This window comes from Streptomyces orinoci (assembly GCF_003121295.1).
In the GTDB taxonomy this organism is placed as follows: Bacteria; Actinomycetota; Actinomycetes; order Streptomycetales; family Streptomycetaceae; genus Streptomyces; species Streptomyces orinoci.
This window is the reverse complement of record NZ_PHNC01000031.1, coordinates 1044234-1066062: the sequence shown is the minus strand read 5'-3', so window position 1 is coordinate 1066062 and position 21829 is coordinate 1044234. Positions and strand designations below refer to the sequence as shown.

18 protein-coding genes are annotated in these 21829 nt (G+C 72.4%); 7 read left to right on the top strand and 11 right to left on the bottom strand.

Annotated elements, in window-relative coordinates; genetic code table 11:
* Window positions 1-5: 5 nt before the first annotated feature.
* Window positions 6-1334, bottom strand: a complete 1329-nt coding sequence (locus tag CV755_RS27215; protein WP_109283550.1) for a DUF6716 putative glycosyltransferase — start codon at window positions 1332-1334, stop codon at window positions 6-8.
* A 181-nt stretch (window positions 1335-1515) separates the two neighbouring features.
* Between CV755_RS27215 and CV755_RS27210 the strand changes: the two genes are divergently transcribed.
* Genes CV755_RS27210 through CV755_RS27200 form a run of 3 tightly spaced genes read left to right on the top strand, consistent with a single transcriptional unit; the run spans window position 1516 to window position 4957 of the window.
* Window positions 1516-2493 (top strand): glycosyltransferase family 2 protein, encoded by a 978-nt coding sequence (locus CV755_RS27210; protein WP_109282899.1) that lies wholly within the window; start codon window positions 1516-1518, stop codon window positions 2491-2493.
* The gene (locus CV755_RS27205; protein ID WP_109282898.1) at window positions 2490-3848 is read left to right on the top strand and encodes a polysialyltransferase family glycosyltransferase; all 1359 of its coding nucleotides are present in this window, start codon (window positions 2490-2492) and stop codon (window positions 3846-3848) included. Before CV755_RS27210 ends, CV755_RS27205 begins: the two co-directional genes overlap by 4 nt.
* Window positions 3845-4957 carry an acyltransferase family protein gene (locus CV755_RS27200; RefSeq protein ID WP_109282897.1) on the top strand — a complete coding sequence of 371 codons (1113 nt, stop codon included), beginning with the start codon at window positions 3845-3847 and terminating at the stop codon, window positions 4955-4957. Before CV755_RS27205 ends, CV755_RS27200 begins: the two co-directional genes overlap by 4 nt.
* Here CV755_RS27200 and CV755_RS27195 read toward each other — a convergent pair.
* Window positions 4954-5616, bottom strand: a complete 663-nt coding sequence (locus tag CV755_RS27195) for a TetR/AcrR family transcriptional regulator C-terminal domain-containing protein (protein WP_109282896.1) — start codon at window positions 5614-5616, stop codon at window positions 4954-4956. The genes CV755_RS27200 and CV755_RS27195 overlap by 4 nt on opposite strands.
* A gap of 76 nt (window positions 5617-5692) precedes the next feature.
* On the opposite strand from CV755_RS27195, the gene CV755_RS27190 reads away from it, so the two are divergent.
* On the top strand, window positions 5693-7252 hold the full coding sequence (locus CV755_RS27190) for an FAD-dependent monooxygenase (RefSeq protein WP_109282895.1): 1560 nt from the start codon (window positions 5693-5695) through the stop codon (window positions 7250-7252).
* On the opposite strand, the gene CV755_RS27185 is transcribed toward CV755_RS27190, so the two are convergent.
* Together CV755_RS27185 and CV755_RS27180 are read right to left on the bottom strand one after the other, a co-directional pair.
* Window positions 7229-8626: a GntT/GntP/DsdX family permease gene (locus CV755_RS27185; protein ID WP_109282894.1), complete on the bottom strand. Its 1398-nt coding sequence runs from the start codon at window positions 8624-8626 to the stop codon at window positions 7229-7231. The genes CV755_RS27190 and CV755_RS27185 overlap by 24 nt on opposite strands.
* A 35-nt stretch (window positions 8627-8661) precedes the next feature.
* Window positions 8662-9165 carry a gluconokinase gene (locus tag CV755_RS27180; RefSeq protein ID WP_109282893.1) on the bottom strand — a complete coding sequence of 168 codons (504 nt, stop codon included), beginning with the start codon at window positions 9163-9165 and terminating at the stop codon, window positions 8662-8664.
* Between the two features lie 145 nt (window positions 9166-9310).
* Between CV755_RS27180 and CV755_RS27175 the strand changes: the two genes are divergently transcribed.
* The gene (locus CV755_RS27175) at window positions 9311-10012 is read left to right on the top strand and encodes a FadR/GntR family transcriptional regulator (RefSeq protein ID WP_109282892.1); all 702 of its coding nucleotides are present in this window, start codon (window positions 9311-9313) and stop codon (window positions 10010-10012) included.
* An 8-nt stretch (window positions 10013-10020) separates the two neighbouring features.
* On the opposite strand, the gene CV755_RS27170 is transcribed toward CV755_RS27175, so the two are convergent.
* Window positions 10021-11433, bottom strand: a complete 1413-nt coding sequence (locus CV755_RS27170; protein ID WP_109282891.1) for an amidase — start codon at window positions 11431-11433, stop codon at window positions 10021-10023.
* 75 nt (window positions 11434-11508) lie between these two features.
* On the opposite strand from CV755_RS27170, the gene CV755_RS27165 reads away from it, so the two are divergent.
* On the top strand, window positions 11509-12756 hold the full coding sequence (locus CV755_RS27165; RefSeq protein WP_109282890.1) for a DUF1266 domain-containing protein: 1248 nt from the start codon (window positions 11509-11511) through the stop codon (window positions 12754-12756).
* Window positions 12757-12915: 159 nt separating this feature from the next.
* Window positions 12916-14364, top strand: coding sequence for an alpha/beta hydrolase (locus CV755_RS27160; RefSeq protein ID WP_109282889.1), 1449 nt, complete (start codon window positions 12916-12918; stop codon window positions 14362-14364).
* Between the two features lie 22 nt (window positions 14365-14386).
* Here the strand turns inward: CV755_RS27160 and CV755_RS27155 are convergent, their stop codons facing one another.
* The 6 genes from CV755_RS27155 to CV755_RS27130 form a co-directional block, all read right to left on the bottom strand.
* The gene (locus CV755_RS27155; RefSeq protein ID WP_109282888.1) at window positions 14387-14608 is read right to left on the bottom strand and encodes a hypothetical protein; all 222 of its coding nucleotides are present in this window, start codon (window positions 14606-14608) and stop codon (window positions 14387-14389) included.
* Between the two features lie 88 nt (window positions 14609-14696).
* The gene (locus CV755_RS27150) at window positions 14697-16295 is read right to left on the bottom strand and encodes an acyl-CoA mutase large subunit family protein (RefSeq protein WP_109282887.1); all 1599 of its coding nucleotides are present in this window, start codon (window positions 16293-16295) and stop codon (window positions 14697-14699) included.
* Between the two features lie 217 nt (window positions 16296-16512).
* Window positions 16513-17652 (bottom strand): hypothetical protein, encoded by a 1140-nt coding sequence (locus tag CV755_RS27145; protein ID WP_109282886.1) that lies wholly within the window; start codon window positions 17650-17652, stop codon window positions 16513-16515.
* On the bottom strand, window positions 17652-18323 hold the full coding sequence (locus tag CV755_RS27140) for an RNA polymerase sigma factor (protein ID WP_109282885.1): 672 nt from the start codon (window positions 18321-18323) through the stop codon (window positions 17652-17654). Before CV755_RS27140 ends, CV755_RS27145 begins: the two co-directional genes overlap by 1 nt.
* A gap of 28 nt (window positions 18324-18351) precedes the next feature.
* Entirely contained in the window at window positions 18352-19272 is a 921-nt protein-coding gene (locus CV755_RS27135; protein ID WP_161968753.1) for a DUF4328 domain-containing protein, read from the bottom strand.
* Between the two features lie 385 nt (window positions 19273-19657).
* A complete protein-coding gene (locus CV755_RS27130) occupies window positions 19658-21712 on the bottom strand; it encodes a glycosyltransferase family 4 protein (protein ID WP_109283549.1) in 2055 nt (684 codons plus the stop codon).
* Between the last annotated feature and the right edge of the window lie 117 nt (window positions 21713-21829).

Below are 21829 nucleotides of genomic sequence, written 5' to 3'. Positions count from 1 at the left end.
GGCGGTCACAGCTCCCCCAGCCGCCGGATGACGGGGGCCACCCGCTGCACTCCCTGCCGGTAGGCGCCCCTGGCCGCCTCCCGCAGCGCCTCCCGCGCGGCCCGGCGCAGTGCGCTCTCGGCGTGCGGCCGGGGCGCACGGCCCGGCAGCGGCCGCCCGTCCGGGGCGAAGCCATGGCGGGCCAGGATGCCCGGGAGGTATCCGGGTGCGGTCTCCTGGGTGTAGTACGGCGCCAGTGGCGGCAGTTGGGGCTGCCCCATCAGCTCCTCGACCCGCTCCCGCGCGGCGTCGAAGGCCCGCTCATAGGGCCGGGCGCCCGCCACGCCCTGGCGGGCGGCCCAGGCCGGTTCCGCCTTGGGCAGCTGCCCGGCGTCCAGCCGGTCCCAGGAGGTCAGGCAGCCCGAGCCCAGGAAGTGGTGGTTGCCCAGCTCCTCCCGGATGCCCAGGTCGGTGAGGACGGCGGTGGGCACCGAGCGGTGCAGCGCCTCCAGCGCGGCCGTGGAGCTCACCGTGACCAGCAGATCGGTACGGTCCAGCACTTCGCCCATATGCCCGTACACCAGACGGAAGTTGGCGGGCGCTTCACCGGGCAGCCGGGCGGCCAGCCGCTGGTAGGGGATCTCCTCCAGGTGGGTGGTGTGCTCACCGGGCCTGCTGCGCAGTTTGACCAGCACCTCCCGTTCCGGGTGCAGCCGGGCGTGCCGTACCGCGCGTTCCAGCAGATAGCGCCGGTCGGCACGTTTCTCCGGCACCGAGGGCTGGGTGGCGAACACCACGGTGAACGGGCCGTTGCGCTCCCCCGCGCGGGGCGCGCCGTCCAGGAAGGGCAGGGCGCATTCGGTTACGCTGCCCGCCGGGGCGCCCACTCCGGCGTAGACCTCCCGGAACCGCTCGGCGTCGGCACGGGAGTTGGCCAGCACCACATCGGCCCCATGGCGCAACAGCAGTCCGTCCGCCAGCTTTTCATAGACCACGCCCACATAGCCGGTGACAACCACCGGACGGGCCACGCTGGTTGACCACTGCCACGCCAGACCGTGCAGCATCGCCTGCACCGCGCCGCCCACACAGGCCAGCACCACCACCCGGTGCCGGTCCGGATCCACCGAGCGGACAAACTCCGCCCCGGTCACCTCGCGCAACTCCTCGGCGGCCACGCCCACTTCGGACAGCTGGCGGACGGTCGGGGTGGCCCGGCCGCGCAGCAGATATCCGTCCAGCCGGGCCCCGGGCACCAGCCGGCGCGCGGTCAGCGCTCCCCATTTCCACCGCGTATCGGAGTCGGCGAGCACCGCGACCACCGGCGGGGATTCGGTACGTGATGGCACATCCATGACCATAGGAATTGATTCCGTTTGGGTGGCCAACGCGAGCGCAACAGCCGGTAAACAGCACATCGACGATCGGCGAAGTGGTTGACGCGCAGGGCGGGTTCATCATTCCGCCGCGCTTCGTTCACCTTCACTTACAGCGGCGGTCAGAACGAATGCCGGGCGGCCGCCTAACCTCACCCGAGTGGTCAAGCTCTCCGTCATCGTGCCGTTCTTCAATGTGCAGACCTATGCACCGGACACCCTGAGGAGCCTGCAGGCGAACACCCGCGAGGACTTCGAATTCATTCTCGTCGACGATTGTTCGACCGATGACACGCCGGAGATCCTGCGGCGCGCGGAAGGGGAACTGCCGGGTGCGGTGCTGATACGGCACCGGAAGAACGGCGGACTGGCCACCGCCCGCAACACCGGCCTGGACGCGGCCCGCGGCGAGTATCTGGCCTTCCTGGACGGCGACGACTGGCTGGCCCCCGGCTACTACCCCCAACTCCTCGCCGCGATCGAGGACTTGGACGTCGATTTCCTGCGCACCGACCACATCCAGTGCACCGGCCGCACCCGCACCGTGCACCGGGTGCCCCAGGGCCGGCGCTGGACCCCGCTGGACCCGCGCGGCGCCATACTGCCCGCCCACCGCTCCACCTCCGTGGACTACCCCTACGCCTGGGCCGGGATCTACCACCGGCGGCTGCTCGACCAAGGGCTGCTGCATTTCCCCGACGGACTGCGCACCGCCGAGGACCGGCCCTGGATCTGGCGGCTGCACCGGCGGGCCCGTTCATTCGCGGTGGCCGGATTGCCCGGGGTCTTCTACCGGCGCGGAGTGGCCTCCTCGCTCACCCAGATCGGCGATGTACGCCAACTCGATTTCATTCGCGCATTCGACCAGGTAATCGAGGAGACCGCACAGGACCCCGAGGCCCGGGAACTCCTGCCCAAAGCCGTGCGGACCTATTGCGCCATTATTTCCCATCACCTGGGCGGCATCGAACGGTTCGAACCGGCCGTGGCCCGCACCCTGCGTTCGATGAGCGCGGCCGCCATAAAACGACTGCCCCCGGAATTGCTGAGGGACGCCCTGAATTCCATGGACGACGACCGCGCGGCCCGGCTGCGCCGGCTGCGCCGCCGCCCGGTCCCGGCGGAGGCGGCCCGATGACCCCGCGCCCGGCACCCACCACCCAGATCTTCCTGGCCTCCACCCTCTATGGTGCGGCCACCCTGGCCGCCGCCCTGGACGCCGGACTGTTCGCCCCCGCCGGACGGCGGCTGCTGCTGATCGCCAATAACGCGGCCGTACCCGAGACCACCCCCGGCCCCGACCGGGCCCCCGGCTTCGAGCGGCTGCGCACCCGCTTCGACGGGGTGCTGTCCTGGAACGAGACCATCAGCCCCTTCCACCCCGGCGGCTGGGCCCCGCGCCCCGACGATGTCCCGCTGTGGGAACGCCATTTGCGGCTGCTGTGGGGCCTGGGCGACGACCGGGTGGCACTGATCGTGGAATCCATCCAGGTCAACCCCGCCCAGGCCATTGCCCAGTTGTTCCCGGACGCGCCCCTGGAGGTCTATGCCGACGGTCTGATGAGCTATGGCCCCACCCGCAACAAGCTGGACCCGCTGATCGGCACCCGGATCCACCGGCTGCTCCACCTGGACCTGGTGCCCGGGCTGCGGCCGCTGCTGCTCACCGAGTTCGGAGTGCCCGCCGAGATCATCCCCGGCGAGGTCTTCACCAAGGTGCTGGCCGAACTCTCCGACGCCACCGAACTGCCCCCCGCCCCCGAGGAGTCGGCGCTCCTGCTCGGCCAGTACCTCGCCGCCCTGGAGATCCTCACCCCCGGGGAGGAGGAAGAACTGCATCTGCGGATGCTGCGCGGGGCCGTGGCGCGGGGCCACCGCCGGGTGGTGTTCAAACCGCACCCCACCGCCCCCGCCCACTGGTCGGGCCGGCTGGAGCAGGAGGCGCGGCGGCTGGGCGCGGAGCTCACCGTGCTGCACACCTCCGCGCTGGCCGAGGTAGTGTTCCAGCGGCTGCGCCCGGCGCTGGTGACCGGCTGTTTCTCCACCGCCCTGATCACCGCCCAAAGCCTCTACGCCCTGCCCACCGCCCGTACCGGCACCGGGCTCCTGCTGGAGCGGCTCACCCCGTACCAGAACAGCAACCGGGTCCCGGTGACCCTGGTGGACGCCCTGCTCCCCGACCTGGCCGACCCCGCCCCGCCACCCGCCACCTCCTCCGAGGAGCTCAACTCCCTGTTCCAGGCCGTGGGTTATGCCATGCAGCCCCAGCTCCACCCCGGCCTCCGCCCGGCCGCCGAGCGCTATCTCGCCGGGCACCTGGACGCCCGTACCCGGCGCTACTTCAAGCGCCGCCGCCTCACCGCGCTGGGGCTGCCCGGCGCCCTGCCCTCCCAGCTCGCCTTTCTGCCCCGTAACCCCGCCGTGCGCCGGATGGCCCGCCGGGCACGCGCCCTGCGCCGGCGGCTCACCCGGAAAGCACCGGTGACCCGTTGACGGCCCCCACTCTTCCCCGGCCGGCCCCCGCCCCCGAGCCCGTCCGCAGCCGCGGCTCCTCGGGCGGGCGGCTGTACGCCCTGGACGGACTGCGGCTGATCGCCGCCCTGATGGTGGCGCTCTACCACTACGGAGGACGCGGCGGCGAGGTCGGCCGCGCCTGGGGCGGCTCGCCCCGCCACCAGTTCCCGCACCTCTCCCCGGCCTTCGCCTATGGCTGCCTGGGGGTGGAGATCTTCTTCGTCATCAGCGGCTTTGTCATCTGCATGAGCGGCTGGGGCCGCTCCCTGCGGTCCTTCTTCGCCTCCCGCGCCGCCCGGCTCTATCCCGCCTACTGGGTGGCCATCGCGCTGGTGACGGTGGTCTTCGCACTGCCCTGGGCCGGCTACAAGACCGTCTCGGCCAGCGACACCCTGGTCAACCTGACCATGCTCCAACAGCCGGCCGGCGCCCAGCGGGTGCTGGGAGTGTGCTGGACGCTCTGGGCGGAGCTGCGGTTCTATGTGCTGTTCGCCCTGTTCGTGGTGGTGCCGGGGGCGACCCGGCAGCGGGTGGTGATGTTCTGCTCGGTGTGGACCCTGGCCTCGGTGATCACCACCGCCTCGCATATCGAGCTGCTGCGGGTGGTGGTGATGCCGGAGTACTCCGCCTTCTTCATCGGCGGCATCGGCCTGTATCTGCTGCACCGCTTCGGGCACTCCGCGCTGTCCTGGGGCATTGTGCTGATGAGTTTTCTGGTGGGGCAGCACTATGCGGTGGCGGGCCTATGGCATCCGCCGGGCCCGCACTACTTCTCCTACCGCTCGCAGTACGCCATCATCGCGGTGCTGGCCGCCGGTTATGCGATGGTCGCCGCCATCGCCCTGGGCAAGGCCCGCTGGGCGAACTGGAGTTGGCTGCCCCTGGCGGGCGCGCTGACCTACCCCTTCTACCTGGTCCACGAACACCTGGGCTGGGTGGTGATCGCTCTCCTCCACCGCCGCCTGGGCATCCCCGCCTATGGAACCCTCGCGCTCACCCTCGCCTTGATGCTGACCCTGGCCTGGGTGATCCATGTATGCGTGGAGCGGCGCCTGACACCCTTGCTGCGTAGGTCACTTGACGGTTAGGGGCGCCCCGTCAGGGGCGCCGCCAACGTGACCTCGATGCCCGCGACAACCGCCCGCAACCCCGCCTCGAACCCCGCCTCGGGATCCCCGAACAGCTCGAACCCCGCCTCGGCGGTCAGCGGATAGTCCGCCAGCCGCCGGGCGCGGGCCTCAAGGTCGTACCCCTGACCGCCACTCTCGCCCCGCCCCGGATCAGGCCCCATCGCCTGCTCCTCGATCACATACCCGACCGTGTAGCAGTTGGCCGTGAACGCCGCCCGGAATGCCGCCCGCGGCCGCAGCCCCCCATCGACCAGCCGCCGCAGATGCGCCTCCATGGGCGGCGCATAACTGGTATCGGTGAACCGCGTCCCGCTGAACACCTTCCCGCCGTCGCGGTAGCTCAGCAGACTGCGGCGGAACGCCCGCTGGGTCTCCACCAGCGCCTCGCGCCAGTCCGCCGCTTCGGCGGCGGCGACTCCCTCGAACATCCCGCGCATCATCTCGGTCGCCATCGCGTCCAGCAGGTCCCGCTTGTGCTTGAAGTGCCAGTACAGCGCCGGCGCCTGCACATTGAGCTCCTTGGCGATGCGGCGCAGGGTCAGCCCCTCCAGGCCCTCCTCGTTGAGCACCCCCAGCGCGGTGCGCACCACCTGATCACGGTCCAGTCGGTTTCCCACCTTGACAGTTTAACGGTGTTCAGGACACCCTCCTTAACGGCATTAAATTGAACGCCGTTAAGGAGGGGGAATCCTTATGTCCGCATCCGAAGTCCTGATCGTGGGAGCCGGCCCCACCGGCCTGATGCTGGGCTGCGAACTGGCCCGCAGGGGCGTGGAGTTCCGGCTGCTGGAGGCCGGCGACCGGCTGTTCCCCGGCTCCCGGGGCAAGGGCCTCCAGCCCCGCACCCTGGAGCTCTTCGACGACCTGGGGATCGTCGAGGAGATCTATGAGGCGGGCATGCGCCTGCCGACCATGGCCGCCTGGGAGAACGGCCGCAAGGCCAGGCAGTGGGACATGATCACCCGCCCCGGCCCCACCCCCGACGTCCCCCATGCCGAGCCCTGGCTGCTGCCCCAGTGGCGCACCCAGGAAATACTCCACCGGCGCCTGCAACAGCTCGGCGGCCAGGTGGAGTTCGGCACCCGGCTCACCACCTTCACCCAGACCCCCCAGGGCGTGACGGCCCAGCTGCGCACCGCCGCCGGCACGGAGGAGACGGCGCACGCCGCATATCTGGTCGCCGCCGACGGCGGACGCAGCACCGTACGCACCGCCCTCGGCACTCCGTTCACCGGCTCCACCGTGGACCCCAACCCCATGATGGTGGCCGACCTGGAGGTGACCGGCCTGGACCGGGACAACTGGCATCTCTGGCACCTCGAGCAGGGCACCCTGGCCCTGTGCCCCCTGCCCGGCACGGCCTTCCAGCTCTTCGCCGACCTGGGCGGCGCCGAGCCCGACACGGATCCGGGGGCCGTACGGCGGCTGGTGGACTCCTGGACCGGGCTGCACGCCGGAACCGTCCACTGGGCCTCGGTCTTCCGGGCCAGGACGGCCATGGCCGAGCAATTCCGTACCGGCCGGGTCTTCCTGGCCGGGGACGCCGCCCATATCCACTCCCCCGCCGGCGCCCAGGGCCTCAACACCGGTATCCAGGACGCCTACAACCTCGGCTGGAAGCTGCACCGGGTACTGCGGCACGGTGCCCCGGACGCCCTCCTGGACTCCTACCAGGCCGAGCGGCTGCCGGTGGCCGCCAACGTACTGGGCCTGAGCACCCGGCTGCACCAGGGGGATGCCCCCGGCCGCAAGATGACCGAGCAACGGGGCACCGAAACCCACCAGTTGCACCTCGGCTACCCCGACAGCCCGCTCACCCACGAGACCCGCACCGCCCTGCCGCCCACCGCCCTGCGCGCAGGCGACCGCGCCCCCGACGCCCCCCTGAAGTCCCCCGACGGCACCATGGTCAGCCTCTTCGACCTCTTCCGCGGCACCCACTTCACCCTGCTCGCGCTCGGAGTCGGATTTCCTTTGGCCGGCGAGGGCGATGCGCCAAGGAAATCCGCCACCGAAGTGCGGGTGGTACGGATCGGAGGGGCCGACGCCGATGTCCACGACGGGGGCGGGCATGCGCAACGGGCTTATGGGACGGGCCTGTTCCTGATACGCCCGGACGGCTATGTGGGGCTGGCCACGGAGGACCTTGGGGAGGTGGATGCCTACCTCGCCGGGAGGTATGGGGCGGCCCCGCTACAGGCCCCGCTACAGCACCGGCTACAGCCTCAGCTACAGCACCAGGGAGAGCAGTAGCACAAAGCCCAGGCCCACCACCGAGATCACGGTCTCCATCAGTGACCAGGTCTTGAGTGTCTGCCCCACATCCATGCCGAAGTACTCCTTCACCATCCAGAAGCCCGCGTCATTGACATGGCTGAAGAACAGCGAACCGGCGCCCACGGAGAGGACCAGGAGGGCGGTGTGGGTGGTGCTCATGCCCGCCGCCAGGGGGGCGGCCAGGCCGGCGGCGGAGATGGTGGCCACCGTGGCGGAGCCGGTGGCCAGGCGGATGGCCACCGCGATCAGCCAGGCCAGCAGCAGGGCGGAGACGGACCAGCCCTTGGAGAGGTCCAGGATCATCCGGCCGACGCCGACGTCGATCAGGGTCTGTTTGAAGCCGCCGCCCGCGCCGACGATCAGCAGGATCCCGGCGATGGGTATCAGGGCCCGCTCCACCGTGGCGGTCAGCCGTTCCCGGCCGAAGCCGGCCGCCCGGCCCAGGGTGAACATGGCCAGCAGCACCGCGGCCAGCAGGGCGATCAGCGGGGAGCCGATGACATCGGCGATCCGCTGGAGGCGGTCCCGGGGGTCGTCCACCACCACATCCACCAGCGCCTTGACCAGCATCAGCACCACCGGCAGCAGCACCGTGCCCACCGTGGCGCCAAAACCGGGGCGCCGGCGGAGTTCCTCGGAGGGGCGCTGGGGGGTGAGCCGCTCGGGCGGGGGCACATCCACCCAGCGGGCGGCGAGTCTGGAGAACAGCGGTCCGGCGATCACGGCGGTGGGCACCGCGACCAGCACGCCCAGCGCCAGGGTGACCCCCAGGTTGGCGCCGATGGCGTCGATGGCCGCCAGCGGGCCGGGGTGCGGCGGCACCAGGCCGTGCATCACCGACAGCCCGGCCAGGGCCGGGATGCCGATGCGCATCAGGGAGTGGCCGCCGCGCTTGGCGACCAGCAGCACCACCGGGATCAGCAGCACGATCCCGACCTCGAAGAACAGCGGCAGCCCGATCACCCCGGCGATCAGCACCATGGCCCAGGGCATCGAACGGCCGCCCGTCCGGGCCAGGATGGTGTCCACGATCTGGTCGGCACCGCCGGAGTCGGCCAGCAGCTTGCCCAGGATGGAGCCAAGGGCTATCAGGACCCCCACTCCGGCCACCGTGGCACCCAGGCCATTGCCGAAGCTGGTGATCACCTTGTCCAGCGGCGCCCCGGCGACCGCGCCGAGCACCAGGGAGCCAATGGTGAGGGAGAGGAAGGCATGCAGTTTGAGGCGGGTGATGAGAAGGACGATGACGGCTATGCCGACGAGTACGGCGATGCCCAGCTGTGCGTGACCTGCCGAAGTGATCGGTCCGGCGGGGGCCGCGGCCAGCATCTCGACGCTGAGAGTGCTCACGGGGCTTCCTAGGTAAGGGAGTTGGGGGGTGCGGCCTACAGCCGGCGCAGGGCGGCGGCTGCCCGTTCGGCGATGACGGCGGCCTCGGGGGTGATGTCCACGACGACGCCCGCTTCATCGGCCTGGAGCGGTTCCAGGGTGGCGAATTGGGAGTCCAGCAGGCGGGTGGTCATAAAGTGGCCGGTCCGGGCCGCCATCCGGCCGGCGATCAACTGCCGTTCCCCGGTGAGGTGGAGAAAGACAATGCCGGGGGCGGCGGCGCGCAGCCGGTCGCGGTAGGCGCGCTTGAGCGCGGAGCAGCTGACCACACCACCCCGGCCGCCACGGCCGCGTGCCCAGGCGCCCACCGCGTCCAGCCAGGGGGCCCGGTCGGCGTCGTCCAGCGGGATGCCGGCCGTCATCTTGGCGATATTGGCCGGGGGGTGGAAGTCGTCGCCCTCGGCATAGGGCACGCCCAGCGCCTCGGCCACCAGCGGGCCGACCGTGGTCTTGCCCGTACCGGCGACGCCCATGACCACCACGACCGGACGGCTGCTCATCGGATACCTCGCTGTCTGACACCGGCGTCGCCCTCGACGCCGGACCCGCCGACCCACTGAAACCCATTGGGTACGACTTATTCAAGCCCCTGTGACTTAAACGTCATACTTAATTGCCGTGGCCGCCGCCCCTTAGGCTGAGGCCATGGAAAACCAGGGGCAGGGGCCGCACGCCCGCGTGCTGGAATCCCTCGGACCCGCGATCACCAGTGGTGAGCACCCCCCGGGGAGCGTGCTGCGCACCGAGGAGCTGGAGCAGCGCTTCGAGGTGTCCCGCACCGTGATCCGCGAGGTGATACGCGTCCTGGAGTCCATGCACCTGGTGGCCTCCCGCCGCCGGGTCGGGGTGACCGTGCTGCCCGCCGAGGAGTGGAACGTCTACGACCCCCGGGTCATCCGCTGGCGGCTGGCCGGCAGCGACCGTCCCCGCCAGCTGCGTTCGCTGACCGTGCTGCGGCTGGCCGTGGAACCGGTGGCGGCCGGGCTGGCCGCCCGGCAGGCCACCCCCGCGCAGTGCGCCGAACTCACCGAGCACGCCCTGGGGATGGTGGCCACCTCGCGGGGCGGACAGCTGGAGGCGTACCTGGGCCATGACGTCGCCTTCCACCGCACCGTGCTGCGCGCCTCCGGCAATGAGATGTTCGCCCGGCTCGGCGATGTGGTGGAGGCGGTGCTCACCGGGCGCACCCGGCACCAGGTGATGTTCGCCGACCCGGACCCCGCCGCCGTCACCCTGCATGTCCGGGTCGCCGAGGCGGTACGCGAACACGACGCGGCCCGCGCCGAGGAGCTGACCCGCCGGATCGCCACCGGGGCGATGGCGGAGCTGGACATCCTGGCGCCGTAACCGCCGTGTCACTCCGGCCGGTTGGGCGGCCACCGCTCGAACCAGCGCTGGTCCGCCTCCAGTTGGGCGGCCAGTGAGATCAGCAGCGGCTCACTGGCGGCCGGGCCGAGCAGCTGGGCGCCCACCGGGAGTCCGTCGATGAACCCGGCGGGTACGCTCATGGCCGGCCAGCCCAGCACATTCCATGGCCAGGCATAGGGACAGGCCGCGCTCATCAGGGAGTTGGTGGCCCGCCCGGACAGCCCCTCCAGCGCCCCGGTGCGCAGCGGGGGCACCGCCGTGGTCGGCGTCAGCACCACATCGAACCGGCCGAACAGCTCGCCCACCCGCTGCCGCAGCGGCCCCTCGGCGGCCCGCGCGGCGGCCAGCACCCCGCCGCCCAGCACCAGTCCGGCCAGGGCATTGCCCCGGGTGCGGGCGTCCAGTGCGGACCGGTCGGGGACCCGCCGGGACCAGGCCCGGATGCCGGTCATCGACCGCGGCAGGAAGGCCAGTCCGATCTGTCCATAGCGCGGATCCTCCGCCACCACCTCATGGCCCAGCGCCGCCAGCCGCTCCGCGGTGCGCTCCACGGCCGCCCGCACCCCCGGGTCCAGCCGGTGCCGTACGGCGGCGAAGGCGGGGCGGAAGGACAGGGCGATACGCAGCCGCCTGGGTTCCCGGCGTGCGGCGGCCAACGCCCTGATGGCGGGCGGGCGGTGCCGGTCCCGGGGGTGCGCTCCGCTGACCGCCTCCAGCAGCAGCGCCGCGTCCTCGACGGTACGGGCCAGCGGGCCGTAGCAGACGATGCCGCGGAAGGTCTCCGCCTCCGGCCAGCAGGAGATCCGCCCCCGCTGTGGCTTGATCCCCACCAGATGGGTCCAGGCGGCGGGGATGCGCACCGATCCGGCGCCGTCCGATCCCAGCGCCAGCGGCACCAGGCCCGCCGCCACGGCCGCGGCGGCGCCGCCGGAGGAACCGCCCGGCGAGTGGGCCGGGTTCCAGGGATTGCGGGTGACGCCGAAGGCGGGCCCCTCGGTGACCGGCCACTGGCCCACCTCGGGGGTGTTGGTCTTGCCGACGATCACCGCTCCGGCGGCCCGCAGCCGGCGCACCGCCTCACTGTCCGCCCGCTTGGGCGGGAACTCCCCCGGGCACCCGAACCCGGTGGGCTCGCCGGCCACGTCCATGTCGTCCTTCACCGCCACCGGCACGCCCAGCAGCGGCGCCCGCTCCCCCGCCGCCAGCCGCCGGTCGGCCTCCGCGGCCTCCCGCAGGGCGGCCTCGGCGCGTATCCGGCGGAAGGCGTTGAGGGTGCCCTGGGTGGCCTCGATGCGCCGCAGCGAACGCTCGGTCAACTCCTGGGCGGTGACCCGGCCTTCGGCCAGCTCCGCCACCAGGCGGGCCACCCCGCCGGCTTCCTGGGCCGTCAGTCCTGTCATGCGATCCTCCTCCGGCGCCCCGTCGCATACCCTCCGACTCTTGCCGCTGGACAGCTGTCTGTACAGTGCACGCTCATGGCAATCTGGAAGCGGCCCGAGCCGATCGCCGCCCCGCCGGCACCGCCGGCCCCACCGGCCGTCCCGCCCGCCTGGCAGGCGCCGACCGAGGTGGAGCGGGGGCTGTACGAGGCGAAGTGGCGGGGGGACTGGGACGGTTACCTCCGTCTTCTGGCCGGGACCCACCTCTATTTCGCGGTCTCCCGGGGCAACGCCGAGACCGCTCCGGACCGGCCCAGCTGGAGGTCCTATCCGCTGCCCCAGGTGAGGGGGCACGGCTATGTCTTCCACACCCCGGGCATGCTGCCCGCCCCCACCGCCGACCCGGTCTACTACAGTCGGCGGCTGAGCGAAGTCGCCGAGCGCTGGCCCGATCCGACGGTTCCCTGGCTGGCGGTCAACCCCGGTACACCGTGCGAGGCGTTCTTTCCCGCCTCCCCGGGCCACCGGGCCGTATGGCAGCAGCGCTTCCAGGGAACGCCGACGCACCGCCGGATGACCCTCAACACCCTGCGGGTGGGTGCGCCCGTGGACGGCCCGGTCGCCCACGGCCTGGCCTGCGGCGCGCTGTTGTGCGTGCAGAACGGTTCGCTGTGGAACAACATGGCCTGGCACGGCTGCGGCTTCACCTCGGAACGGGAGCGCCTGCGGGAATGGTGGGGAATCACCACCCGTGAGGAATGGCTCTCCACTCAGGAGAAGCTGCTGCGGGCCGATTACTCGGGCGGCGGTACCTGGGAGTTTGTGCTGAGGGTGCGCCGGGCGCTCGCTCGCGAGTACGGCGGCCCGGTGGAACTCGCGCACTGGCGGGAGGCCACCGGGCGCGTGATCCGCCACAATGCCGCGGAGGGCGGGACATTCGCCCGCTGCAAGGACATCGACGCCGAAGTGGGCCGGGTTCAGCGGCTCATCGGACGCATCGCACGCTATGAGTCCCGCTTCCGCGCCGACGGCCTGCTGCCGGAGGGCAAACAGGTCCGCTCCGTGCTCTCCTGGGACTACGGGCGGGCTTCCAAGATGGCCCGCTGGGGCCTGGGGGCCCGGTTCTGCGACCTGGCCGAGGCGGAGTCGGCGGTGGTCCGGACCGGAACGGTCAGCAAGACCGAGTACCACTCCTGGGCGGACTTCTCCGCGGGCTACATCCTCGGCCGCTGTCTGCACTTCGACGACGAGGAGTTCGGCAACTGGTACCAGGGCGTACTGGAAGCGCACCGGCTGCTGATGAGCGATCCGCAGAGCCCTTGGCTCACCATTCCATGGAAGTAGCGCGGCACCGTCAGGAGCCACTTGCCGGGTAACGGGCGGGCGGGTCGGCGGAAACCGCGCCGCAGGCGCGGCCCTCCCCGGGCCCGGGGGTTAGCCCCATCCGCACCCACCAGCTGCCCGGATGGGACCACGCCCGGCACATCAACAACCCTGTACCCCATGACATTCGGCAACCCGCACCGCAGGAACACCCGGCGCAGACGCGCCCTGCTCATGGCGCTCGGCTCCGCCGTCCTGGCGGGGACCGCCATCGCCGCTCCGGCGCCGGCGCAAGCGCAGCCGCACGGCACCCTTGGCTGGCAGACGTGCGCGGACGCGCCGGGCCGGGAGTGCGCGGAGCTGTCCGTACCGCTCGACTACCGCGAACCGGACGGCCCGCACACCCGCCTCGCCGTCTACCGGCTGCGCAGCGACCACCCCGAAGCCCGGCGCGGCACCCTGCTGCTGATCGCCGGAGGGCCCGGCGGCGCGGGGAAGCAGATGCTGGCCGCCGAGGGCGAGCGAGTACGGGCGGCGACCAAGGGCGCTTATGACATCGTCGCCTTCGACCCGCGCGGCGTCGGCGGCAGCACCCCGACGAGCTGCCAACTCGACCCGGACGACCGGAAACTGGCCAAGCTGCGCGGCTGGCCGGGGCCGGGCGGCGACATCGGCGAGAACGTCGCCCGCTCCCGCCGCATCGCCGCGGCCTGTGACCGCAACGGCGGCCCGCTGCTCCGCTCGCTGTCCACGGCCAACGAGGTAAGGGACATCGACCAACTGCGGCAGGCGCTCGGCGAACGCAAGCTCTCCGCCTGGGGCCGCTCCTACGGGACTTATGTAGGGGCCTGGTACGCCCAGCAGTATCCGCAGCACACCGACCGCTGGGTGCTGGACAGCAATGACGACCCCGACCCCGCCCTGGTGGCGCGCGGCTGGCTGGCCCATATGGCCAAGGGTGCGGAGGACCGGTTCCCCGACTTCGCCAAGTGGGCCGCCGCGCATGGTCTGGCCAAGCGGCCGCAGGATGTCCGGCCGATGTTCCTGGCACTGGCCGCGCGGCTGGACCGGCAACCCGGCGGCCAGGGCAATGAGTTGCGCAACACGCTCCAGATGAGCCTGTATTCGGACGGCTCCTTCCAGGCCCTGGGGGATGCCATCCGGGCCGCGCAGGCGGGCAGGCCGCTGCCGTCGCCCGCCGCCTCCGACCAGGAGGCGGCCGTGATGGTGGCGACCATCTGCAATGACGCCCGCTGGCCGGGCGAGGTCGCCGGTTACGCGCGGGCCGTGGCCACCGACCGCGTCCGGTATCCGCTGACCAATGGGATGCCGGCGAACATCACGCCCTGTGCCTTCTGGAAGAACGCGCCTGCGGACCGGCCGGTGCGCATCGATGGCCATGGCCCCGCCAATGTGCTGATGGTCCAGAACCTCCGTGATCCGGCGACCCCTTACCGCTATGCGCTGCGGATGCGGGAGGCGTTCGGCAAGCGGGCCCGGCTGGTGAGCGTGGACTCCGGCGGGCACGGCGCCTATCTGGCCAATGGCAATGCCTGTGGGGACGCGGCGGTCACCGCCTTCCTGACCGAGGGCCGGCGTCCGGGCCACGATCTGATCTGCAAGAGGTAGCGGGGAGGGCGGGGACAGGGGGTCAGAACAGCTGGCCCTGGCCTTCCATCGGCGGCTCCTCGGGGTCGAACAGCCGGGGGGCCGTCGCCAGCAGTGGCGCGGAGCGCCGGGAGCCGGGGCAGGAGACCAGCTCATAGGAGAAGGCGGAGCGGCGGCCGGGCGGATCATGACGGGCGTAGCGGCCGCCGACGACGGCGATCTCCCGGGAGCAGACGGGGCAGGCGCGGCGCGGCGAAGACGACATCCGGTTATTTTCGCAAACGGGGCAGACCGCCGTCACGGGGTGGCGGAAGTCCAAGGTTCTCGGTGGAAGTCAGAGGGTCCCGGTGGGTTCAAAGGGTCTCGGTGGGTTCATAGGAGCCCCACACCTCGCGGAGCGCGCCGCATACCTCGCCCACCGTGGCCCGGGCGCGCAGGGCCTCCTTCATCGGGGGCAGTACATTCGCCGTGCCGGAGGCCGCCTCGCGCAGGGCGTCCAGCGCGGAGCGCACCGCCCGGCCGTCGCGCCGGTCGCGCAGTTCGGCCAGCCGCTGCTGCTGGCGGGCCTCGATGGCGGGGTCCACCCGCAGCGGCTGATAGGGCTCCTCCTCGTCCAGCCGGTAGCGGTTGACGCCCACCACCACCCGTTCTCCGCTGTCCGTTTCCTGGGCGATGCGGTACGCGTTGCGCTCGATCTCGCCCTTCTGGAAGCCGTGTTCGATCGCCGCGACCGCACCGCCGAGGTCCTCGACCCGGTTCATCAGCTCCACCGCCGAGGCCTCCATGGCGTCGGTGAGCGACTCCACCGCATAGGAGCCGGCGAAGGGGTCCACGATGGCGGTGACATCGGTCTCCTGGGCCAGCACCTGCTGGGTGCGCAGGGCCAGCCGGGCGGCCTTGTCGGTGGGCAGGGCGATGGCCTCGTCATAGGAGTTGGTGTGCAGCGACTGGGTGCCGCCCAGCACCGCGGCCAGCGCCTGCACCGTCACCCGTACCAGGTTGACCTCGGGCTGCTGGGCGGTGAGCTGGACGCCCGCGGTCTGGGTGTGGAAGCGCAGCATCTGTGACTTGGGGTCCTTGGCGCCGAACTCCTCGCGCATCACCCGGGCCCAGATGCGGCGCGCGGCACGGAACTTGGCGACCTCTTCCAGGAGCGTGGTGCGGGAGACGAAGAAGAAGGAGAGCCGGGGGGCCAGTTCGTCCACCGCCATGCCGGCCGCCAGGGCGGTGCGGACATAGGCGATGCCATTGGAGAGGGTGAAGGCGATCTCCTGGGCGGGCGAAGCCCCGGCCTCGGCCATGTGGTAGCCGGAGATGGAGATGGTGTTCCAGCGGGGGATCTCGCTGCGGCAGTAGCGGAAGATATCGGCGGTCAGCCGCAGGGTGGGGCCGGGCGGGAAGATATAAGTGCCCCTGGCGATGTACTCCTTGAGCACATCGTTCTGGATGGTGCCGGTCAACTGCCGGGCGCTGACGCCCTGTTCCTCGCCGACCAGCTGGTAGAGCAGCAGCAACAGGGCGGCGGGGGCGTTGATGGTCATCGAGGTGGACACCCGGTCCAGGGGGATGTCCCGGAAGAGCACCCGCATATCGTCCAGGGAGTCGATGGCCACCCCCACCTTGCCCACCTCGCCCCGGGCCAGGGGGGCGTCGGAGTCGTATCCCATCTGGGTGGGCAGGTCGAAGGCGACCGACAGCCCGTGCGAGCCATGGGCGATCAGCTGCCGGTAGCGGGCGTTGGACTCGGCGGCGGTGCCGAAGCCCGCGTACTGGCGCATGGTCCAGGGGCGGCCGGTGTACATGGTGGGGTAGACGCCGCGGGTGAAGGGATAGCCGCCGGGTTCGCCCAGCCGCTCCTCGGGGTCCCAGCAAGCCAGGTCCCCGGGCCCGTAGACGGGCTTGACCGGGAACCCGGACTCGGTGGTCCGGGGCGTATCAGGGTTGTGCGTCATGGGTTCGCGCCTCCCGTCTGCCGCAGTCCAGGCCACCGGACTGTAGCGACGGCCGCCGTGGGCTGTCAGGGGACGCGCAGGCCATGGGCCGCCGGGCGGGAAAGCAGACGGCGCGGGCAGGAGGGGGGGAGTCGTTCCTGCCCGCGCCGTGGGGCGGAGCCGCCCGCAGGGGGGAGCGGCGGCTCTCGCTCGGCCGATGACCAGTCGGCCTCATGTACTACAGCGTCAACCCGCCGGAATGTGTCACACCCTGTTGCGCGGGCAGCCCCAGCAGGCCTCCGGCCCGGGGCAGGACGGAGTTGTCCTGGCCCTGGGAGCTCTGCCCCTGGGAGTCCTGCCCCTGGGAGTTCTGGCCCTGCGAGCCCTGGTCGCCGGAGGGCTCGCCACGCAGCAGGTCCTGGCAGTAGCCGCGCACCCGGTCGGTGCCGCCCGCGGTGCGCTCCAGGGCGCGCAGGGCCGGGTCGTTCCTGCCCAGCAGATTGCCCGGCACCAGGTAGTCCCGGCACACCCGGACCAGCCAGTCGTGCGGGATCCGGGTGGGCTGGGAGTCCGGGGCGGGCTGGTCCTGGCCGTCCTGGCGGGGCGGGGTCGCCGAGGGGCCGGCGGACGGCCCGGCGGACCGGTCGCCGGGGGTGCCGGACGAGCCGGTGGACGGCCGGTTCCGGCCGGGGGACGGACGGTCCGGGCGCGCGGTCCCGTGGGGGGTGCCCCCGGGGTGGGCGCCGGACTCCTGGGGGGCCGGGGCGGCCGAGGTCTGGTCGGGCTCCTCCACGGCCACGCCCGCCGGGGACTTGTGCCGGGAACCGCCCAGGGCGGCGGGCAGATCGACCACTCCGGCGGCCACCGCCACCCCGCTGAGGGCGCATCCGGCCACCGCCACCACCATGGCCACCCGGGCCGGACGGCGCAGCCGGGGCCGCCGGCCCGGCGCCAGGGGCGCGACCTCGGCGGCCCGCCCCTGACCGGCCGGGCGTTCCCCTACGGGACGTCCGGGCACCGACGGCTCGCCGGCCGGCGATTGGCTCATCGCCCGTTCCGTTTCCGGCAGTTCGCATACCGCCTGTCCGGAACGTGCCGCGCGGAAGGCGGCCAGGGCGGCCTCCTCGCCGGGCAGCGGCCCGTCGGGGAGGGGCGCCGGGGAGCGCAGCGCGGTCAGGGCCGCCTCCAGGGCCCCGGCCACGCACCCGCACCGGACACGGGCGGAACCGTCAAGGGCGGAACCGTCATAAGCCGCACCGCCGCGGTCGGCACCATCACAGGCGGGGCAGGGTGCCAGGGGCTGACCGGCGAGCAGCCGTTCGGCACTGTCCTCGTCCGGCCAGCCGCGCTCCACCGAGGTGGAATTGTCGTCCGCCATCACATGTCCTTCTGCGTCCGCGCGGGCGAACGCGTCACACCGGTGGGGGTGGCCCGGTCCCGGGCGTCGCGCTGAACCGGAATGGTGTCGGTGCTCACCGCGGCAGCCCTCCCGGTTCCCTTGGTCATCATCTCCGCCAGCCTGCGCAGGCCGCGGTGGGCGGCGGTGCGTACCGCGCCCGGCCGCTTGCCCAGCACCTCGGCGGCGCTGCCCGCGTCCAGTCCGACCACCACCCGCAGCACCACGGCCTCCGCCTGTTCCTGGGGCAGCCGGGCGATCAGGGCCATGGTCCGTCCGGTGCCCAGGGACTCCAGGGCCGCATCGGCGGTGTCCGAGTCGGCCGGGCGGGTGGCCAGTTCGCTGTCGTCGGCGCCGATGGCGGGGCGGCGGCCGCGCATCCGGATGTGGTCCAGCGCCCGGTTGCGGGCGATCCGGGCCGCCCAGCCGCGGAACCGGTCCGCGTCCCCGGTGAACCGCTGGAGGTCCCGGGCTATCTGCAGCCAGGCTTCGGAGGCCACGTCCTCCGCCTCACCGTCGCCGACCAGGGTGCGCACATAGCCGAGCAGGCGGGGGTGCACCGACCGGTAGACGGTACGGAAGGCCGTCTCCTCGCCGTTCTGGGCCGCCTGTATCGCGGCGGTCAGCTCGGCGTCATCCCCGTGCGCGTCCATGTCTTGTGCCACTTGCGGAGCTCTTGACTCAGTAACCGGGGCCATGGGCATAGGGGTTGGGGCCCTGCGGGCCGGGGCCCCCGCCCGGCCCGTAGGGCATGCCGTAGGGACTGCCGTACGGGGCGCCGTAGGGGGCTGCGCCGTAGGGCGGGAGGGACGGGGGGAGTTGGGCGCGCCGCTCCTGGAGGGCGGTCAACTGCCGTACCACCAGCAGCGCCAGCACCCCGGCGGCCGCGTAGAGCAGCAGGGCGAAGGCGTCCAGCAGGCTGAAGACCCTCATCAGCCGCAGATCGTGCTCCCAGTCCTCCGGCACATAGTGGTCGTGGGCGTAGCGCATCCGGGCGTCCAGCGCGCTGTAGAACATGCTCAGTACGGTGCTGCTCACCGAGGCGCAAAGGAACACGGTCCACCAGGAGTTGAGCAGTCCCTTGGGGGCGCTCTGCGGCCCGCCGGGGGCGCTGGCCCGGTAGATGTCATTGGCCATCTGCTTGGGGAACCAGAGGTTGACCACCGGGGTGAACCAGGAACCCACCGCCCAGCCACTGCCGAACCGGTGCGAACCGGGCGCGAATATCTCGGCGTTGAGCCGGGCACGCCGGAACCAGATGACCCAGAGCACCACGGTGGCCACAGCGACCACCAGGTAAAGGAGGTTGGTGGTCCGGAAGAGGTCGTCCGCGTTCTTGGCGTGCCGCGCGGTGGCGTCGCCGACCCTTGGGGCCTGGTCCAGGATCTCCCCGATGACGGCGTACTGCTGGAAGCGGGCCACGGCCATCAGCAGCAGCCCCAGCACGCTGACGATCAGCAGAACGTCCAGCGCGGTGCGTACGCCACGGCGCTGGTCCACGCCGGGCAGCGGCATCCCGTCGGGCGGTATTCCGTCCGGTGGCGGGGCGCCCCATGGCGCGGCGGTGTCCGGGTGCGGCCCGGCCGCCGGGTACGCGGGCATGGGAGACATCGGGGGTACCGGGGCCACGGGCGGCGCCGGGGGCGGAGCCGTGGGCATGAGCGGCGCGGCGGCCGCCGGTCGCTGCTGGGCGCCGCACGCCGCACAGCGCCCGTCCGGACCGACGGCGGCGGCGCGGCAGTTGCCGCACGGATTCATCGTCTGGTTAACCCCCGGAGAGCCTGGTGCGGACCCGCACGTTACGTGCCCGGCCCCCGCCGCGTCCAGACGGGTCCCGGCCGGGCGGCCCGGTGTGACGGATCCGGACCGCCCGGCGCTGTACGTAGTGCGTGCCCCGCCAGGGTCCGCAGCGGATGGCGGCCGTGGCCTCTCCTGTGGGGGGTGGCGGTCCCGGCCGTCATCCGTCTCACACCTCGCCGCCCGCCGGTCAGTCCTCCCCGGCGCTGTCCTTGACCGAGACGGTCAGGTCGTTGGTGACGGTGAAGTACGGCCGCAGCCGGACCTCGCCCCGGGTGGCGGCCGGGAAGGTGTCGATGCCCTTGCGGTCGGCGAAGTCGCCGCCCAGCCGGCCCACCCGGACCAGCGCCGCCCCGGCGGCCGGCCGGATGTACAGGTCCCACAGGTCCTGCTCCTCGCCGCGCCGGGTGCTCATCGGCTGGTACGGCAGGGTGCCGGTGCCGTCCGCCAGCGGCGCCCGGACGTCGGCCACCGCGCCGTCGGCGCCGCGCAGCCGGGCGATCAGCTCGGCGCCGGTGCCCAGGGTGGTGCCATGGGCGGTGACGGTGAGCGTCACCCCGTCCTCGCCGACCCGCACCTCGGCGGCCTCGGCGTGCCGGTCACGCTGCCAGGTGCGCACCGCCAGATAGCCGTCGCTGGTCTCGTACGGCACCCAGGCGGTGACCGCACCGGCCGGCAGCGCCAGCCCCAGCAGGGCCTTCTGTTCCACCAGGCCGGCGGTCAGCCGGCGGCGGGTCTTGTCCCCGGCGCGCTCGGCATAGCAGTCCCAGCGCCCCTCGGCGAGGGTGTGCGCGCCCCGGTCCAGCCGGGCCTCCACCCAGGTGTCCCCCCGCTGGGCGGGCAGCGGCACCCGGACCGCCTCCTTGCCCTTGCTGCCCCGGTGGCGCAGCAGCAGATGGGTGTCCTCGGCGGTGAGCTGGGCGGCGCGCAGCCGTACCAGCAGCGAGCCGTCGGCCGCCACGGCACAGCGGGCCTCGGGGTGTTCCACGGCGGCGGCCTTGCGCGGGGCGGGGGCGGCGCTCTGCGGCCGCCGTCCGCCGAAGAGGCCGCGCAGCAGGCCGCCCTTGGCGGGCTTGGCGGTGGTGCAGCCGGGGCGCAGCTCCTCGAAGAGCTGCTCATAGCGGCGGGCGATGGCCTCCGGCTCATAGCGCCGGGCGGCGGTACGGGCGGCCGCGCCCAGCCGGGAGCGCAGTTCCGCGTCGCCGGTGAGCTTCAGCAGGGCCTGGGCGTAGGCGTCCACGGCGTCCCCGCCGTCCAGCGGCACCAGGATGCCGTCGGTGCCATCGGTGATGATCTCGCGGGGGCCGTGCGGGCAGTCGGTGGCGATCACCGGCAGACCGGCGTGCATGGCCTCCACGATGGTCATGCCGAAGGACTCGGCGTCCGAGGCGACGGCGGCGACCGCGCCCTTGGACCACTCGGTCTCGATCGGCGAGCGGGCGCCCATCAGGGTGATCCGCTCATAGAGGCCGAGCTCCTCGATCTGCTTGCGCAGCTTGGCCTTGGCCGGACCGCGGCCGTAGATGCGCAGACTCCACTCCGGGCGCTCGGCGGCGACCTTGGCGAAGGCGGCGATCAGCCGGTCGTAGCGCTTGACCCCGACCAGGCGGCCGGCCGAGACGATGGTCTTCGATGTCCCGTCCGAGGGCTCCGCGGCGGGCGCCGGGACGGCGTTGGGGATGGACAGGATCCGCGCCCGCGCGTCCGGCAGCGCCTGCCGGTAGTGCCCGGCGTCGGCCTCGGAGACGGTGGTGAAGGCGTCCAGGGCGGCGATCGCCGGATCCATCACCCGGTGCAGCTCCGTCACATGGGCCTCATGGGTGAGGTGCTCCTGCCCCAGGCGCAGATAGCGGTCGCTGCCATAGGCGCTGAGGTAGCCGATGAGCTTGGGCCGGGTGGCGATGACCACATCGGCGTCGGTGGCGGCGAGGTGGGCGGCGACCCGCTCGTCGGTGAGCGCGGTGGCGGCCATCCGCCCGTTGTCGATCCGCTCGTCCCGGAAGAGGGCGCTGGGCTTCTGGTTCAGCGGGGTGTGGTACTCGTCACCCTCGGTGCCCTCGCGCATGTCCACCAGCGGGGTCAGGGTGACCCGCGGGTCGATGTCCAGCTCCGGCCGGTCCACGGGGCGGTTGACGCTGACGATGCGCACATCGTGCCGGTCGGCGAGGGCGGAGGCGAGGTTGACGGTCGAGCGGATGGTGCCGCCGATTCCGTACGCGTTGTGCAGCAGGAATTCGATCTTCATCGGGCCCTCGTTCACGGGACGGGTTTCCAGCGGTGAGGCTAGCGGCTGTCCCCCCTTTCCGGTGCCCCCGCACCCCTGACCTGCGCATTCCGGCTCCCCCGCAGGGGCGCGGGGAAC

Coding starts and splice junctions, on each gene's coding strand:
- CV755_RS27135 (WP_161968753.1), bottom strand. CDS start 19,272: ATGCCCGCGTACCCGGCGGCCGGGCCGCACCCGGACACCGCCGCGCCA.
- CV755_RS27145 (WP_109282886.1), bottom strand. CDS start 17,652: ATGGCGGACGACAATTCCACCTCGGTGGAGCGCGGCTGGCCGGACGAG.
- CV755_RS27140 (WP_109282885.1), bottom strand. CDS start 18,323: ATGGACGCGCACGGGGATGACGCCGAGCTGACCGCCGCGATACAGGCG.
- CV755_RS27160 (WP_109282889.1), top strand. CDS start 12,916: ATGACATTCGGCAACCCGCACCGCAGGAACACCCGGCGCAGACGCGCC.
- CV755_RS27155 (WP_109282888.1), bottom strand. CDS start 14,608: ATGTCGTCTTCGCCGCGCCGCGCCTGCCCCGTCTGCTCCCGGGAGATC.
- CV755_RS27190 (WP_109282895.1), top strand. CDS start 5,693: ATGTCCGCATCCGAAGTCCTGATCGTGGGAGCCGGCCCCACCGGCCTG.
- CV755_RS27175 (WP_109282892.1), top strand. CDS start 9,311: ATGGAAAACCAGGGGCAGGGGCCGCACGCCCGCGTGCTGGAATCCCTC.
- CV755_RS27150 (WP_109282887.1), bottom strand. CDS start 16,295: ATGACGCACAACCCTGATACGCCCCGGACCACCGAGTCCGGGTTCCCG.
- CV755_RS27130 (WP_109283549.1), bottom strand. CDS start 21,712: ATGAAGATCGAATTCCTGCTGCACAACGCGTACGGAATCGGCGGCACC.
- CV755_RS27165 (WP_109282890.1), top strand. CDS start 11,509: ATGGCAATCTGGAAGCGGCCCGAGCCGATCGCCGCCCCGCCGGCACCG.
- CV755_RS27205 (WP_109282898.1), top strand. CDS start 2,490: ATGACCCCGCGCCCGGCACCCACCACCCAGATCTTCCTGGCCTCCACC.
- CV755_RS27180 (WP_109282893.1), bottom strand. CDS start 9,165: ATGAGCAGCCGTCCGGTCGTGGTGGTCATGGGCGTCGCCGGTACGGGC.
- CV755_RS27170 (WP_109282891.1), bottom strand. CDS start 11,433: ATGACAGGACTGACGGCCCAGGAAGCCGGCGGGGTGGCCCGCCTGGTG.
- CV755_RS27215 (WP_109283550.1), bottom strand. CDS start 1,334: ATGGATGTGCCATCACGTACCGAATCCCCGCCGGTGGTCGCGGTGCTC.